We start from the raw sequence: 14,994 nt of genomic DNA, 5'->3' as shown, positions 1-14,994 counted from the left end.
TCGAAGGAGTGGATAGTCGAGAACGCCTCGACATTCATCACGGCCATGTCTTCATTGTCCGCAGTTGCGAGTCGAGAGGGTCGAAGAAACCGTACCGCATCTTCCCGACAAGGGAATGCGCCCCAATAAGCACCAAATCCAGATGTGCCTCATGCGGTGCAAGCTCCGATCGAACCAATGGAGTGTCCGCCGGCAGAAAGATGAGTGGCGAGGCGACTGAACTCGTGCTCTCGCATCGACATAACGATCACCAGTCGGATTCGAGATTGACCGTTTGAAGCCGATGCGAAATGCGCTCATGCCTGGTCGTTGACAAGCGTCCCGCTGGATTGCCCATTCGCCAACAGCATTTCCGCCATCTTCGCTGTAGCCGCGGAAATCTGGCCTTGAATGACCGAGGCTTCAGCTTGCAATGCACCGAGCGCTGGGTTCGGCATGCCCCCGTGGCCGGACCGGGCCGCGGCAGCGGAGATTTGGGCCTGGATCGCCGCCAACATTGCCTGCAGATGATCGATCAATTGCTTCAGCATTTGAGCTGCGGCCAATGCTGACCCGGAGTCGCTGGAGGAGGTAGTCGATGTGGCGCCCGAGACTCCAGATGTACTGCCCGTAGCCGGCTTCGTGCCAGACGCCGTGCCGGATGTATCACTACTTGCATCCGTTGTTGTGGAGGTGCCCTGCGCGGAGTTTGACGCGGCATTGCTCGAAGAAGGGGTATTCGTCGTCGGTAGGGGAACGAGTCCCGTAGTGGTTACGTTTCCGTTCACAATCATTGTCGGCTACCTGAAGGGAGAGGACACCAGGATATCGGCAGATTGCTGTACTTTCTTTAGCGCTGCACGGATACGGTGAAGGCTTTCGTCCAAACCGACGTGCGTTTCACGTGTTTCCCACAAGGGAAGACCAACGGGAGGCTCTTGCCGTGCGCTGGCAGAATCCTAGGCCGTTGCACGGCGTTTCAGGAAGCTTGGGGGATGGCCATAGAACTTCTTGAAAGCCTGCGCATAGGAGCCTTCTGTGGCGTACCCTACTGCCAGCGCAACGTCGAGCTCCCGCATGCCAGCCATGTGCATTTCAAGAGCCCTTGTCATCCTCACGTGATTGCGCCACTGCTGGAAGGCCATACCCGTTTGCGCCAGAAAAAGTCGTTGTAGTGTTTTGGTGCTGGCGCCAACCTCGACGGCCCAATCCTCGAGCGACTTTTCGATGGAAGTGTCTCGTTCGATTGCCCTGCAAATAACGCCCAGCTTCTTGTCTTCAGGAATGCGAACGGATGAGCCGGTTCGCGGGGCTCGCACGATTTCGTCCACGATGACGTACGCGCGCCGCATCTTCTCGTCAGCCGTCAGATTGCTCTCAGGCCACAACGACACATCGATTATGAGTTCACGAAGCAGCGGGGTGAGAATGAAAACCCCGCACGTCCCGCGCGAGCAAAAGTCGCTATCGATGTAAAGGCTGTGATATCGGAATCGACGGTCCAGAAACACCGCGTGCGACTCTCCAGCAGGTAGCCACGCCGCACGGTCGGGTCCCATCCGCACGATGCCGCTGCGTGTCTCCAACAGCATGGGACCGTGCTGTGCGAAAACCAGTTGTCCGCATGCGTGCACATGCGCCTCGAAGTCCACCGCGTCTCCCTCGCGAATCACCGCGCTGACAGGAAAGTTATCGCGACGTACCGCGAGAAGTGGCGGATTCGGTTGCATGGGTTGTCCTGTTTTGAATGGATTGTGACCTATGTTAGAGGGTGCCTGCCTGGCCCGGGAGCTTACATTGGTACTTCACAATTCTAGTGGAGAAAAAAATATGTTCCTCGATCTCACGTTGGCCATCGACATGCACGATCCCGTTGTTGGCAAGGCCAATCAAGACCAGAACAGCTTCATGTCCCAGGGGCACATCGGCACGCACCTGGACGTGTATGAGGGACAAGGTCGTCCGCCGGCTGAATACGCCGTCCGCCGAGGCGTAATCGTTCATGTAGGCGACGTCGGCGAAACCGAAATCACGGAAAAGGTCCTCGAAGGATACGACGTTCGCGAAGGCGACTTCGTCATCTTCCACACGGGCTACCTGTCGAAGTACTCGTACGGAACGCGTGACTATTTCCGCGGCCATCCCCAGATGTCTTGGGATTTCATCGAAACGCTGGCGAAAATGAAGCTGGGCTTCATCGGTCTGGATTTTGCCGGCCTGCGTCGCGGTGATCAGCATGGCCCAGCAGATCTCCTGGTTGGTCGCCGCGGCGGCTTCATCATCGAAAATATGAACAAGATCGACGAGCTCTACAGCGCGGTCGGCAAGACGGAGTTCACGATGCACACTGCGTGGACAGGTTTCCTCGGCTTCAGCGGGCTCTCCTGCCGCGTGGTGGCGGAAGTGCCCGACACGGTACAGTAAGGTAAAAGGACATCATCATGCTCAGCCAAGAACAACTTAGCTACAGAGCTGGGATGGCCAGGCTCGGCGCTGCGGTTCACGTAGTCACCAGCGATGGCGTTGCTGGGAAAGCCGGCATTGCAGCCTCAGCTGTTTGCAGCGTCACCGATACGCCACCCACGCTACTCGTTTGCGTTAACCAGCAGTCGTCGGCACACAACGCGCTGATCGAAAACGGCGTACTGTGCGTGAACACATTAAGTGTTTCCCACGAGGCGCTATCCCGTAGGTTCGGTGCGGGCGTCAGCGTAGAGGAGCGTTTCGCCGGAACGTCGTGGAGCACCCTGAAAACGGGTGCCCCTGTGCTGGAGGATGCACTGGTAGCGTTCGACTGCAAGGTAATTGACACCGTCTGCCAAGGCACTCACAGGGTTTTCTTTTGCGAGGTGCAGGAAATAAAACTGAGCGATGGCGAGACGATTGGCGGGCTCATCTACTTTGATCGTCGATACCACGGGTTGCAGGCCACTTCCTTGGTGAATCGGTAGAGCAAGTTGTGCACGTCGGGTCTGATCCGAAATCCAGACAGGATGCCAGAAAGCAATACAGGCCCGACGAATATATAGGAGTATGAAATGAAAGAGCAATCGCTATCGTCAAGACTTCTGCTTGTCTTGAACTGCGAATTGCGATTGAGTTAGCGTGCCCCGCCGTCTGAAAACGGGTCAGCTATCCTGAGTTAATGCGGAGGACGGGAGAGACTCGTCGCCGCTGTAAAGCCAGCCCATGAATCCTACAAAGATCGCTGCGACGACGGCCGGAGCTGCCGCAACGCGGAAGATGTCCTCCGGCCGCCAGTTCGACGCGTATAACACCCCGGCCAGATAGGTGCCCCCGGCACCGCCAAGACGACCAATACCAGAAGCCCATGCCACGCCGGGCGCACGTAAGTCGGCTGGATAAAAGAGGGCGGCCAATGCGACAATCCCTTTCTGGCCGCCGCTAGTACATGCGCCGCAGCAAAATGCCGCCAGCACAAGCAAAAAATGTGTTGCGCCAAGCGCCATAGAAATTGCCAGCATCGATATACCGCCAAACAGGAATAGCGCTGAGAGGATGATATAAGGCCCGAACCGGTCCATCAGCGGACCCAAAATGAGTCCGGCTGCCATGCCACCGACAGTGCTGATGGCCGTTACCCAGACGACCATTCTGGGCGAGTAAGAAAGGGAGTGCAGAAATGTCGGTAGCCAGCTCTGCAGGAAATAGAATTCCGCCAGGTTGATGTTGTACACAACCCACAGCAAAAACGTGCCGACACGCAAACGTGCGGAAAACAAGCCACTTACGGCCCCATCGCTATTCTTGTGGGCATTGGAGGTTAGGACGGCGCCGTCCGGTAAGTTGAATTTAGGAAAGAATCGGCGCGCCATTTGAAGCAAGTCTTTTTGCGACCTGTGCCGCGCAAGATGCGAGGCAGACTCAGGCAAGAGAGGAATGAGCAGAAACGTTAAAACAATCGGCCCGAGACCACACACCCAAAGTGGAGCGGTCCAGCCGAAGCGTGGAATCATTGCGCCACAGCAGAAGCCCGCGACAGTAAATCCGAGGGAATAGCCGACGTAGATTAATAAAACAAACGTTGCGCGTGTCCGTTTGGGACTGAATTCGGATGTGAGGCCGACGGCACAGGGCACGGCAGATCCTAGTCCGATGCCAGTAAGCAGCCGGAGCGCGATCAACTGCGGCACGTTCGTGACAAAGACAGTTAGCAGCGTGAACAAGCCGAACGCAGCCGTTGACCATACCGTCATCTTCTTTGTGCCGAAACGTTTTGCAAAGGGCGAGATGCCGAAATTTCCGATCATCAGACCAATGAGTACGGACGAGAAAATGCTGCCGAGGATGGACTTTGGAAGATGCCAGTCATTTGCGAGAACGGGCACGATGTAGCTGAAGGCTTGCGTGGTGAAGCCATCGGAGAGCATGAGCAATGCGCAGAGCGCTAGTGCGACGTACTGGGCGCGGCCGATTCGAGAATGGTCGATTACGTCGTGAATGTAGACTTTGCGTGATTCCATCACATGTCTCCGCTGTGAAATCAGGATCCGTGATTCTTGATGTAGTCAGTCTATCTGCGTGTACTGCCCTTTCGCCGCTTCACTTCGGCCAACAATCGTTCAAAACCGGACTTGTGGTCGAAGGTTTCGCCCGTTTCGTTCTGACGGCTCGCACGTCCTACTACAGTCTGGGGTATCGACCGAAGGGTCATCTTGCCCCGCGCCGTATCGACGACCAGGGAATTCGTAGGCGAACGTGTCCGAACGAAGTTGACCGTTTTTAGAGGTAAGTTGTCGTTTTAGCCAAATCCAGATCGGGCGATTGTCGCTAGAGTATCTCTCAAGGATTGCATTTTTCGACACACATATAATTTAGGTATCCGAAACATACAAATCCAGAAACTCAATTCCGGGTTGGTGGCAAAGCGACCACCGTCATCCCTCTTTAATGCATTGTTACCTTGGCCAAAGTCAAATGAGCCCAGCTAAATTGCCCAACTGTGCGGCATCTTTAACTCGTACTCTTTCCTCAATCGGGAAATTTCTCGCATCCATGTTTATCGTTGAAGAGGTGGACCTTGTCGCGTACGACGTTGCGGGACACGAAATTCCCTACTCGTTACTTTTCACCCTGTATGGCTACGTCTGACCAGCGAAAAGCAGCTTCGGCAGGAAGGACCGGCCGTGGGCTCGGGTCAGGCTTCTTCAGGAGGAGCGCTCAATTCTGCCTAACGCAGCACACCGGGCACTATCCATGTTTGTGACAGGACGGAGCGGTGCTGAACGGATCGTATTGCCTTCATTGCGGCCGTGCTGACGTCGGTTTGCGCCGCGCTGAATTTGCGCCCGCGCGGCCAATGAAAAGTCCCATTGCGTTGTTGCCCGTCACGGCACTGGCATAGCGGCCTCTGGGGGAATTGGTCGACTTGCCGGCGAGCTCGAGCAGGCTTGTCGATGTAGATGCTCGGTGATCGGCGTGGCAAAAATCGGGCTTGCGCTATTAATTTTACGATCATATAATTAACTGCAGGTACATACCAACGGCGGATGCAGAGGACCTGGGCGTCATTCGTCGGCTAACAGCAGTTGCGTTGAAGCTATGGAGGAGTGGTCGATGGAAAATGAGCTCGAAACGATGCGGGGACAAATCCTTGGTCTTGTCGGTGCCCTTAATGCGATTGCCGCGGTGCTGCCCGACCAAACGTCGGCGGATGCAGCTGAGGTCCTGGACGACATGATTGCGGCGACCAAGGACAGTGGTCTCGAGTCGACGGTGACTGAGGCGATGCACTCTGCCATGCAGCAGATTGGCGGGGCGTTGCGCGTCTCTCTTCACCGTTGAGTAAAGTTGCGGTTTGAATTAATCGCCGCGGCGGACTCAGGCACAGTGGCCGGCCAGTGAGGTGAAGGCCGCAGCGGTCAGCGCGATCCGCGGTGGCATTTCCGGTCCGTGCGGAACAATTCGGTTGCAGGGTGTCGTGATTGAGTTTCGATCCGCCGGATTGTGGCCGTTGAACAGAATGGTTCGTCGCATAAATTAATTGTATGGCCAAATAGTGCGGGCCGCATGGCTGATTCGGCTCGAGCATTCAGCGGAGAGTAAGCAAGATGACTAGAAAACTTCGGGTTGGCGTGGTTGGCGGCGGTATCGGAGGCGTTGCCCTCACAAGCGCGCTCGCGCAGCACGGGATCGAGGTGCATGCCTTTGAGCGCGCTAACGCGTTCGGTGAAATCGGCGCTGGCATTCAGGTCACGCCAAATGCCGTCAAGGTACTTGAGGCGTTGGGTCTGGGAGAGGCACTGCGAAAAGTTGCGTTTCTGCCTCAGGCCATCGTTGGCCGCAACTGGGACACGGCAAAGGAGATTTTCCGCATCCCGCTGGCGGACGAGTGTCCGCGTCTCTACAATGCCCCGTTTTTTCATGTTCACCGTGCTGATTTGCATCAGTTGCTGGTCGACTCGTTGCCAGATGGCGTTGCATCGCTTTCGTCGGCGTGTGTTGATATCAGGCAAACGGGTGATAGCGCCGCAGCTATCTTCGCAGACGGTTCGGAGTTCGAAGCGGATCTGATCGTGGGCGCGGACGGCGTGAGATCGACAGTCCGCAACAAACTGTTCGGCGACGATGCGCCGAAGTTCACCGGCAACATGTGCTTCAGGGCGGTAGTTCCGGTGGACGGAAACTTTGATTTCGTGAGCCCTGATTCATCGTTCTGGCTGGGCCCGAAATCACATATCGTTACCTACTACGTTCGTCGCGGGCAGGCAGTCAATATCGTTGCAGTCAATGAGACCGCCGAGTGGGTCGAAGAGTCGTGGAATGCGCCTAGCACTCGCGAAGAACTGCTCGCCGCGTTCGCTGGCTGGCATCCGAACATTACGCAGTTGTTTGATCGCGTTGACTCCGTATTCAAATGGGGTTTGTTCGACCGCGATCCAATGACGACGTGGTCGAAAGGGCGGATCACCTTGCTGGGCGATGCCTCCCATCCCATGCTGCCGTTCCTTTCTCAAGGCGCGGCGATGGCGATCGAGGATGGCTATGTGCTGGCGCGCTCGCTCGCTGGGCACGGCACCGACGTCGCATCGGCCCTGCGCGATTACGAAGCAGAGCGCATTCCACGCACCAGCCGGGTACAGCTGGAGTCGCGTGAACGTGGACGGACCTATCACCTCCCGACACTTTTCGCCCAGCGCAAACGCGACCTCATATATCAGTTCAAGTCGTGGATCAATCCGCACGCTTCGGGCATTCAGGCTGACTGGGTGTACGCATACAACGCGGCGGACTTCCAGCCGCGTGTAGCAGCGGTGGCTTAACGCGAAGCTAATCTAGAGTTCGAGGCAAACACACATGACCAAGACTTATCGCATCGGCCAGATTGTGCCGAGCTCAAATACCACGATGGAAACAGAGATTCCCGCAATGTTGCGCCTGCGGGAGGCCATCCGGCCGGAGCGCTTCACGTTCCATTCGAGCCGGATGCGCATGAAGAAGGTCGTCAAGGAAGAACTGGCAGCAATGGATGCGGAGTCCGACCGCTGCGCGGTCGAGCTGTCTGACGCGCGCGTCGATGTGCTCGGCTACGCATGTCTTGTTGCGATCATGGCGATGGGCCACGGTTATCATCGTGCATCGCAGGAGCGACTCACAAAGCACACTGCTGCTAACGACGCCCACGCCCCGGTGCTGACCAGCGCCGGCGCGCTGATTGATGCGCTAAAGGTCATCGGCGCGAAGCGCATCGTTGTAGTTGCACCGTACATGAAGCCTTTGACGGAGCTGGTCGTCGACTACATCCGCAACGAAGGCTACGAGGTGCTCGACTACCGTGCACTCGAAATCCCCGACAACCTGGAAGTCGGACGCCACGACCCGGCCAACCTGCCGGCGATCGTGCAGCAGTTGCGCTACCAGGATGCCGACGCGATCGTGTTGTCGGCGTGTGTGCAGATGCCATCGCTGCCGGCTGTTGCAAAGGTCGAAGCGATGACAGGAAAGCCGGTCATTACTGCGGCGATCGCAACCACGTACGCAATGCTGCGCGAACTGGACCTCGAACGTATCGTTCCGGGTGCGGGCGCGTTGCTGTCCGGCGCGTACTGAGCCTCGCAAATTCACAGGGACGCCCCTATGTTTACGACTCTTCAGTACGGCGCGAACGTTGCCGCAAACGGTATTCGTCAGCACTATCTCCGCTACGGTGGAACACATGGGACGCGGAGTGAGCGCGCCGCGATCATCCTGATTCCAGGCATCACGAGTCCCGCCATTACGTGGGGATTTGTGTGTGAAGTGTTCGGCCGTGAGTTCGACACCTATGTGATCGATGTACGCGGCCGCGGATTGTCAGAGGCATCGTCGACGCTTGACTACAGCCTGACCGCGCAAGCCGACGATGTAGTGGCTTTCGCAGACGCGCTTGGTCTGAAGCGATTCACGCTTGTAGGCCATTCGATGGGCGCACGCATTGCAGCGCGCGCGGCGACACGCAAGCCCATTGGCCTCGAATCGGTCGTGCTGGTGGACCCGCCGGTGTCGGGTCCTGGCCGTCGCGAGTATCCAAGCAAGCTGCCGTGGTACGTCGATTCGATGGCGCTCGCTCGGGCCGGCGTGGGCGCGGAGGCAATGCGCGCGTTTTTGCCGACGTGGACCGATCAGGAGCTCCAGTTGCGAGCCGAGTGGCTGCACACCTGCGACGAGCGCGCAATCATTGCATCGTTTGAAGGCTTTCACATCGACGACTTCCATGCGGACGCTGCGCAACTGCACGTGCCGTCTCTGCTGATCACGGCTGAGCGCGGCGACGTTGTGTGTGACGAGGATGTCGCCGAACTGCAACGTGCGACGCCGTCGATGCAGCATGTGCGTGTGCCGAACGCGGGCCACATGATTCCGTGGGACAACGCGACGGGCTTTTACGCGGCGTTCGGTGACTTTCTCGGCGCGCCGCTCGTCTAGGCTCGCCGAGCCCCCATTTGCTCAGCCCCCAAAGGAGCAGCCCATGCCTATCAGCGACTATCAACTGGTCGAAGCCTGGAAGGAAGTGCTTACGCTGTCCCGCCTCGAACGCGGTCAAACCGTCACCATCTTGACGAGTTCCTCCACGCACCCGCAGACTCTCGCTTGCGCGCTTATCGCAACACAGTCGATGGGTGCAGTCGTCAACCGGCTTGACTTACCACCGGTAAATGGCGAGAAGGCATTTAGCCGCGACTCGCTCGCGTACCTCGGCACGACGCCATTGACAGGCAACCGCGCGGCGATTGCCGCGCTGAAAGAGAGCGACCTCGTGCTTGATCTGATGACGTTGCTTTTCTCGCCCGAGCAACACGACATCCTCAAGTCTGGCACGAAGATCCTCCTTGCGGTTGAGCCGCCCGAAGTGTTGGCGCGGCTGGTACCGACATACGCCGACCGCGAGCGCGTGCTGGCCGCTGCGAAAAAGATAAGCGCCGCGCGCGAGATGCGCGTTACGTCGCCAGCAGGCACATCGCTTGTGTGCCCCATGGGTGAGTTTCCTGCGATCGCCGAATATGGTTTCGTCGACGAGCCGGGTCGCTGGGACCACTGGCCTAGCGGCTTTGCACTGACCTTCCCGAATGACCGAACCGCCAGTGGCACGATCGTGATCGATCGCGGCGACATCCTGCTGCCGCAGAAACGCTACGTCGGCGAGCCGATCGTGCTGACGGTGGAAAAGGGCTATGCGACGAAGATCGAAGGCGGCATCGACGCTGCACTGTTGCGCGATTACATGGAAACCTTCAACGATCCCGAAGGCTACGCGATCTCCCACATTGGCTGGGGACTGCAACGTCGTGCGCGCTGGTCGACGCTTGGTCTGTACGACCGCGAAGCAACCATTGGAATGGACGCGCGCGCCTTCGAGGGTAATTTCCTGTTCTCACTCGGACCTAACAACGAAGGCGGAGGCAGCCGCACCACCACGTGTCACATTGACATTCCACTGCGTAACTGCACCGTGCGAATCGACGATGAAGTGGTCGTCGCCGATGGTCGGGTAGCGGATACGGCCCAACACTGACAAGGACTACGATGACCGATCTTTCAGAACATGCCGAAGCGGGTGTTTACCATAAGCAAGGATTCGGAACGCCATTGCCGGTTCAAGGCAATGTCGGACTCCTGATCGTCGATTTCGTTATTGGATTCGCGGATCCAGATGTGTTCGGCGGCGGAAACATCGGTCCCGCAATCGCTCGCACTGTCGAAGCGCTTGCGCTTGCGCGTCGAAATCGGTGGCCTGTTGCACACAGCCGGATTGTCTATGCCGACGACGGAAGCAGTAACAACGTTTTCTCGGTAAAGGTTCCTGGCATGGCGTCGCTTACCGAAGACAATCCCAATAGCGCCATCGTCGATGAGCTCACGCCTGAAAGCGGTGAGTTGGTTGTGCGGAAAACGGTGCCATCGGCGTTTTTCGGCACGCAACTCGCCCCGTGGCTTACGGAGCGCGCCGTACAGACTTTGCTGGTTGCCGGTGCCGTGACAAGCGGTTGTGTGCGTGCAAGCGTTGTGGACGCGATGTCGTACGGTTTCCGACCGCTGGTCCTTGCCGATTGCGTGGGAGATCGCGCAATTGCACCGCACGAGGCGAATCTCTTCGATATGGCGCAGAAATATGCGGCGGTTATGCCGCTCGACGACGCAATTGGCGCAATTGAAAAAAGCAGCGGCAGGAACGTTCGCTGACACTTAGCCAGGATATGCCATTGCTTATCGGTGGACCTGCGCGCACGGGAAGAGCCCACAATGCGTGCTAGGCGGACTCACCTTGATTCCGCCAGCGGCTGCTGCTGGTGCACGACCGCCAGGCCCAGCCTCGATGCTTTCCAAAAACACTGGCTGACGCTGGGCGGTTCGCTGACTGCGCATCTGCGCACGCTTGGAGTGGTAGATGTGCGTGTCACGCGTGAGGTTGTTGGGCTGCCCTGGTCCGACGAGCGTGACGCACTGCAACTGGCGCCCCGCGAGCGCGCGTGGATACGCGAAGTTGTGCTTGCCGTTGATGGTGTTCCCTGCGTCGCTGCTCACAGCGTGACGCCCCTCGAAGCTAGCCTTGGCGTATGGCAGGCGATGCGGCGGTTACGTGCTCGGCCGCTGGGCGAACTGCTTTACGGGGACGTTAGCGTAAGCCGATCTGCGCTTTCTAGTCGACGCATCAACGCGCGTCATCCACTTTACGGTTTGGGTGCGGCTCAAGTTTCAGGCCGCTTGCCGTATCTGTTCGTTGCCCGACGATCTGTATTCACACGACTGCAGGCGCCACTGATGGTGACGGAATGCATGTTGCCAGCGTTTTGGGAGCGACTTACTCGCCATCGCAAAACCGAAGCGGCTGTTGTCAACGTTTCTTCCGATAAGCGGCCGTGTGATGGATACCATGTCTCGTGTGGCTGCGAATCTGACTTTCATGTCGTGAGGGATCGAACGCGGTACAGAGTGGGTGAGGTATCGCCAGCCTGAGCTCGCTGGTCGATGCCTCACCTGGCCGGCAAGCTCTACGAGCCTGCCGATATCGATCGCAGCACGCTCAGAATCGATGTCGAATGCCAAAATTGATATTGAACTGTTTGTCGGTTGACGACGCGGGCAGTTGACCAATCTGCATCTGTGTTGCACCGCCATCCGCTTTTCCGTAGATAGCCCACATGTATAGATCGGTACGCTTGGAGATGAAATAGTCGGCAACCAGGTTGTATTCCGGATATTTAGGATGCTGATTTAGCGAACCGATACTGCCATTGATCACATCGATCGCCGCTGCGAGGCGCAGGAATGGATTAACCCTGTAGTCAGCCTGCGCCAGATAGATGTTGAACTGGGCATCTGCGCCGTTGATCGAATCGGTGAGGTCGGAATGTGAAACCGCAACGCGGGCAGTCAGCTTACCGAACGTGTACGCAACGCCTCCCGCCGCGATATTCAGGTCTCGCGCAGTAGGCAAGTACTTCCCGTAAACCAGAATGCTTGACGCGCCGGTGCTGTCATACCACACCGCGTATGGGTCACGCACCGACGTGTAAGCCGCGCCGATCTGGAGAGGGCCGGCGGTATATCCGGCGCCGACGCTCGCCACGCTGTCATTGGAGAACTGACCTGGGACTCCGCCAAACGCATACAGCGCGGCCACCGAAAGACCCCGGTAGGTCGGGCTGGTGTACTTGAGCGAGTTGCTGGTGGTCCAGTCGTTAGCAGTGTTATCGATGTCGTAGATAGGAGCCGTTCCCCGGCCATTCGCCATGATCGGACCGACATAATCGACGACCTCGTCGTATTGACGACCAAGACTCAGGTTGCCGTAGGGGCTACCAATTCCCACGTACGACTGGCGGCCGAATTCGCGGCCATCCTGTCCAAGCTTGCCGGTGTTCACATCAAACCCGTTCTCAAGGTGAAAGTACGCCTTGTAGCCGCCGCCGAGATCTTCGGTACCGGCGAGGCCCCATTGCGAACCTAACCATGTCCCGCTACGTAAGCGATACGAGGAGCCGGTGCCGGCGTTGTTAATATACGCGACCGCCTCATCGATCTGACCGAACAGCGTGACTGAGCTTTGTGCATTCGCATAGCTTGTGACAGCACATAAGCTGAAAACAATCAGTGATTTTTTCATCGTGACTCCTAATTATTGTTAAAAGACCTGACTTGGTTAATGGGGGTTCGTGCTTTCTGTGCCGGCGCGCTGCCCGTCCCCGGCTTAACGGGCGTTCACCGCCTCACCGTACCGCAGCAGGCGTATTACGTAGCCTGCGCACGGTCCGGTGACTTATCTGATGTTTCGCACCACCGCCGAGGGCTCGAGCGCCCGGCCACCGCTGTAACGCAACCCCATGATCCCGACGAAAATCGCGGCGCCGACGGCCGGTGCTGCCGCAACACGGAAGATCGCATCGGGTGCCCAATTCGCTGCGTACAGGACGCCGGCCAGGTAAGTTCCGCCGGCGCCTCCGAGACGGCCAACCCCGTACGCCCATGCAACTCCCGCCGCCCGTAGCCCGGCTGGATAGAAAATCGATCCGAGAGCGACGACACCTTTCTGGCCACCGCTGATGCAGAACCCGCCACAGAACACCGCGAACACGAGTATCCAGTGCGTCGCACCGAGCGCGACCGAAATTGCCAGCATGGATATTCCGCCGAACAGATAGAGGGCCGACAGGATCATGTATGGGCCTATACGGTCCATCAACGGTCCCATAAGGAGACCGGCCACCATGCCGCCAATCGTGCTCACAGCGGTCGCCCAGACGACAAATGCGGAGGGATAGGACAGCGAATGCAGTACCGTCGGCAACCAGCTCTGAAGGAAATAGAATTCCGCAAGGTTGATAACGAACACGCCCCACAGCAGAAAGGTCCCTAGGCGAAGACTCCTGGAGAACAGACCTTTTACACGTGTATCGCTGGTTGCGTCTTCATTCGAAGTCAGTACGGCGTCTTTCGGCAAGATGAACCCGGGAAAGAACCGCTGGGCAGCACGCAACAGATCGACGGGTGAGCGGCGGCGCGCAAGATAAGAGGCGGACTCAGGCAGGAAGGGAATGAGCAGCAGTGTCAGCACAATAGGCCCGAGACCACCGACCCATAAAGGACCGGCCCAGCCAAAGCTTGGGATCATGGCGCCGCAACAGAAGCCCGCTACAGTGAAGCCGAGAGAGTAGCCGACATAGATCAGCAGAACAAAAGTTGCGCGGGTCCGTTTCGGACTGAATTCGGATGTAAGACCGATCGCGCAGGGTGCGGCCGCTCCGAGGGCGATTCCGGTAAGGAGTCTGATTGCGATGAGTTGCGGTGCGTTAGTTACCAGGACGGTGAGCAGTGTGAGAACTCCGAACGCGGCCGTGGACAAAACAGTCATCTTCTTTGGCCCGAACCGGTTTGAAAGCGGCGAGATGCCGAAATTGCCAATCAGCAGCCCCACGAAAGCCGCTGAAAAAATGGTGCCGAGGATAGATTTAGGAAGATGCCATTCGCTGGCTAGAACAGGGACGATGTAGCTAATAGTCTGCGTGTTGAAGCCATCGAACAACATCAGCAGCGCGCACAGGGCGAGCGCGACGCGCTGGGTGCGACCGATACGATGTTCATCGATCACGTCGTGAATGTTTACTTTCCGTGTTTCCAAGACTTCTCTCCACTGCGATGTTGGGTCTGCCGTTCGAACTGCCCACAGGTCGGACAGGCCTTATGCGAGAGCGCCAGCCGCGCAGCGAGCCACACGGCTGACACCCGGCAGCTAAAGCCACATCGACGGAAAGTATGTCTTTACCGCCCGCGAAAGCTTTCAACGCTGTCGCTTTGATATTATATAGCCATAAAATTATATATAGCTGGGGTAAACCCTCATATGTTGGAGCTCAGTTTCGTTGCGTAGAGCGGCTTTTGGCGCAGCGCCTTGAGGTTGGTGTGCTGTGGTCAATCAGCCCGCGACGCCAGCAAGGACATGGTGTTCGGCGGGGTAAAAGACTCCGGATACTGTTTGGAGAGAGCGCTCGAAGCGATCGGCGCGACAGCGAAAACGCAGCAGCTCTCCTACACGATCGTATTGCCAGTGTGCGCGGTTGATCCCTTGAGCTTCCAGATCAGCAACCCAAGCGCCAGGCACGGCACGAACAGAGCCAGGAAGTCGAAGTATTGTGTCGCCCACGCCATGACCGCAACCCCGCTCCAAAAGTGAGCGTGCACTAGCGAAAAGTGCTTAGCGGCCTGACGGGCCTTCGCCTTTTCGTCGGAGCTCAAAATCATATTCACGGAATGCGTAAGCAGCGAAATGTAGTTGCCTGTCATGACCATCGTTGACGTGGGGAAGCCCGAGGTCGACGGCACGACGGTGTTCTGAAGATACACAGCAAATGAGCCCAGACATACCAGCCCGAACACAATAATGTTGGGCTCTCGTAGCATCCCTTTGTGATGCAACTCGCTGGCAATGTCAGAGCTTTTTAGAAATGTCCGGTTCTGGCTCATTAGAAATGTCCGGTTTCCTGCTCCGGTCCGGCTGCTGTGGCGCATGCTGCGGCATCA

Annotated in this window: 15 protein-coding genes; 9 read left to right on the top strand and 6 right to left on the bottom strand. The window is 57.6% G+C overall.

Going from position 1 to position 14,994, the window contains the following annotated elements; genetic code table 11:
* Nucleotides 1–296: 296 nt before the first annotated feature.
* Nucleotides 297–530, bottom strand: a complete 234-nt coding sequence (locus P3T20_RS35895; protein WP_429289405.1) for a hypothetical protein — start codon at nt 528–530, stop codon at nt 297–299.
* A 408-nt stretch (nt 531–938) separates the two neighbouring features.
* Nucleotides 939–1,709 carry an AraC family transcriptional regulator gene (locus P3T20_RS35890; RefSeq protein WP_429289404.1) on the bottom strand — a complete coding sequence of 257 codons (771 nt, stop codon included), beginning with the start codon at nt 1,707–1,709 and terminating at the stop codon, nt 939–941.
* A 100-nt stretch (nt 1,710–1,809) separates the two neighbouring features.
* Here P3T20_RS35890 and P3T20_RS35885 point away from each other — a divergent pair, with 100 nt between their 5' ends.
* Together P3T20_RS35885 and P3T20_RS35880 are read left to right on the top strand one after the other, a co-directional pair.
* A complete protein-coding gene (locus P3T20_RS35885) occupies nt 1,810–2,403 on the top strand; it encodes a cyclase family protein (protein WP_429289403.1) in 594 nt (197 codons plus the stop codon).
* A 17-nt stretch (nt 2,404–2,420) separates the two neighbouring features.
* The gene (locus P3T20_RS35880) at nt 2,421–2,930 is read left to right on the top strand and encodes a flavin reductase (protein WP_429289402.1); all 510 of its coding nucleotides are present in this window, start codon (nt 2,421–2,423) and stop codon (nt 2,928–2,930) included.
* Nucleotides 2,931–3,107: 177 nt separating this feature from the next.
* Here P3T20_RS35880 and P3T20_RS35875 read toward each other — a convergent pair whose 3' ends face one another.
* Nucleotides 3,108–4,463: an MFS transporter gene (locus P3T20_RS35875; protein ID WP_429289401.1), complete on the bottom strand. Its 1,356-nt coding sequence runs from the start codon at nt 4,461–4,463 to the stop codon at nt 3,108–3,110.
* Nucleotides 4,464–5,556: 1,093 nt separating this feature from the next.
* Between P3T20_RS35875 and P3T20_RS35870 the strand changes: the two genes are divergently transcribed.
* The 7 genes from P3T20_RS35870 (at nt 5,557) to P3T20_RS35840 (ending at nt 11,433) form a co-directional block, all read left to right on the top strand.
* Nucleotides 5,557–5,784, top strand: a complete 228-nt coding sequence (locus P3T20_RS35870) for a hypothetical protein (protein WP_429289400.1) — start codon at nt 5,557–5,559, stop codon at nt 5,782–5,784.
* Nucleotides 5,785–6,050: 266 nt separating this feature from the next.
* On the top strand, nt 6,051–7,262 hold the full coding sequence (locus P3T20_RS35865) for an FAD-dependent monooxygenase (RefSeq protein ID WP_429289399.1): 1,212 nt from the start codon (nt 6,051–6,053) through the stop codon (nt 7,260–7,262).
* A 34-nt stretch (nt 7,263–7,296) separates the two neighbouring features.
* On the top strand, nt 7,297–8,049 hold the full coding sequence (locus tag P3T20_RS35860) for a maleate cis-trans isomerase family protein (protein WP_429289398.1): 753 nt from the start codon (nt 7,297–7,299) through the stop codon (nt 8,047–8,049).
* Nucleotides 8,050–8,076: 27 nt separating this feature from the next.
* A complete protein-coding gene (locus P3T20_RS35855; RefSeq protein ID WP_429289397.1) occupies nt 8,077–8,904 on the top strand; it encodes an alpha/beta fold hydrolase in 828 nt (275 codons plus the stop codon).
* A gap of 43 nt (nt 8,905–8,947) precedes the next feature.
* On the top strand, nt 8,948–9,991 hold the full coding sequence (locus P3T20_RS35850) for a 2,5-dihydroxypyridine 5,6-dioxygenase (RefSeq protein ID WP_429289396.1): 1,044 nt from the start codon (nt 8,948–8,950) through the stop codon (nt 9,989–9,991).
* 11 nt (nt 9,992–10,002) lie between these two features.
* Entirely contained in the window at nt 10,003–10,659 is a 657-nt protein-coding gene (locus P3T20_RS35845) for an isochorismatase family protein (protein WP_429289395.1), read from the top strand.
* 60 nt (nt 10,660–10,719) lie between these two features.
* The gene (locus P3T20_RS35840) at nt 10,720–11,433 is read left to right on the top strand and encodes a chorismate--pyruvate lyase family protein (RefSeq protein WP_429289394.1); all 714 of its coding nucleotides are present in this window, start codon (nt 10,720–10,722) and stop codon (nt 11,431–11,433) included.
* Nucleotides 11,434–11,500: 67 nt separating this feature from the next.
* Here the strand turns inward: P3T20_RS35840 and P3T20_RS35835 are convergent, their stop codons facing one another.
* The 3 genes from P3T20_RS35835 to P3T20_RS35825 form a co-directional block, all read right to left on the bottom strand.
* Nucleotides 11,501–12,583 (bottom strand): porin, encoded by a 1,083-nt coding sequence (locus tag P3T20_RS35835; RefSeq protein WP_429289393.1) that lies wholly within the window; start codon nt 12,581–12,583, stop codon nt 11,501–11,503.
* A gap of 153 nt (nt 12,584–12,736) precedes the next feature.
* Entirely contained in the window at nt 12,737–14,095 is a 1,359-nt protein-coding gene (locus P3T20_RS35830) for an MFS transporter (protein WP_429289392.1), read from the bottom strand.
* Nucleotides 14,096–14,502: 407 nt separating this feature from the next.
* Nucleotides 14,503–14,937, bottom strand: coding sequence for a DUF1275 family protein (locus P3T20_RS35825; protein WP_429289391.1), 435 nt, complete (start codon nt 14,935–14,937; stop codon nt 14,503–14,505).
* Between the last annotated feature and the right edge of the window lie 57 nt (nt 14,938–14,994).

Source organism: Paraburkholderia sp. GAS206C (assembly GCF_050435645.1).
Classification (GTDB): Bacteria; Pseudomonadota; Gammaproteobacteria; order Burkholderiales; family Burkholderiaceae; genus Paraburkholderia; species Paraburkholderia phenazinium_B.
The sequence above is the reverse complement of the archived record's forward strand: the minus strand, read 5'-3'. Positions and strand labels throughout refer to the sequence as shown.

Bases quoted from the DNA above. Each gene is read 5' to 3' on its own strand.
- P3T20_RS35895 (WP_429289405.1), bottom strand. From the start codon at position 530: ATGCTGAAGCAATTGATCGATCATCTGCAGGCAATGTTGGCGGCGATC.
- P3T20_RS35890 (WP_429289404.1), bottom strand. From the start codon at position 1,709: ATGCAACCGAATCCGCCACTTCTCGCGGTACGTCGCGATAACTTTCCT.
- P3T20_RS35885 (WP_429289403.1), top strand. From the start codon at position 1,810: ATGTTCCTCGATCTCACGTTGGCCATCGACATGCACGATCCCGTTGTT.
- P3T20_RS35880 (WP_429289402.1), top strand. From the start codon at position 2,421: ATGCTCAGCCAAGAACAACTTAGCTACAGAGCTGGGATGGCCAGGCTC.
- P3T20_RS35875 (WP_429289401.1), bottom strand. From the start codon at position 4,463: ATGGAATCACGCAAAGTCTACATTCACGACGTAATCGACCATTCTCGA.
- P3T20_RS35870 (WP_429289400.1), top strand. From the start codon at position 5,557: ATGGAAAATGAGCTCGAAACGATGCGGGGACAAATCCTTGGTCTTGTC.
- P3T20_RS35865 (WP_429289399.1), top strand. From the start codon at position 6,051: ATGACTAGAAAACTTCGGGTTGGCGTGGTTGGCGGCGGTATCGGAGGC.
- P3T20_RS35860 (WP_429289398.1), top strand. From the start codon at position 7,297: ATGACCAAGACTTATCGCATCGGCCAGATTGTGCCGAGCTCAAATACC.
- P3T20_RS35855 (WP_429289397.1), top strand. From the start codon at position 8,077: ATGTTTACGACTCTTCAGTACGGCGCGAACGTTGCCGCAAACGGTATT.
- P3T20_RS35850 (WP_429289396.1), top strand. From the start codon at position 8,948: ATGCCTATCAGCGACTATCAACTGGTCGAAGCCTGGAAGGAAGTGCTT.
- P3T20_RS35845 (WP_429289395.1), top strand. From the start codon at position 10,003: ATGACCGATCTTTCAGAACATGCCGAAGCGGGTGTTTACCATAAGCAA.
- P3T20_RS35840 (WP_429289394.1), top strand. From the start codon at position 10,720: ATGCGTGCTAGGCGGACTCACCTTGATTCCGCCAGCGGCTGCTGCTGG.
- P3T20_RS35835 (WP_429289393.1), bottom strand. From the start codon at position 12,583: ATGAAAAAATCACTGATTGTTTTCAGCTTATGTGCTGTCACAAGCTAT.
- P3T20_RS35825 (WP_429289391.1), bottom strand. From the start codon at position 14,937: ATGAGCCAGAACCGGACATTTCTAAAAAGCTCTGACATTGCCAGCGAG.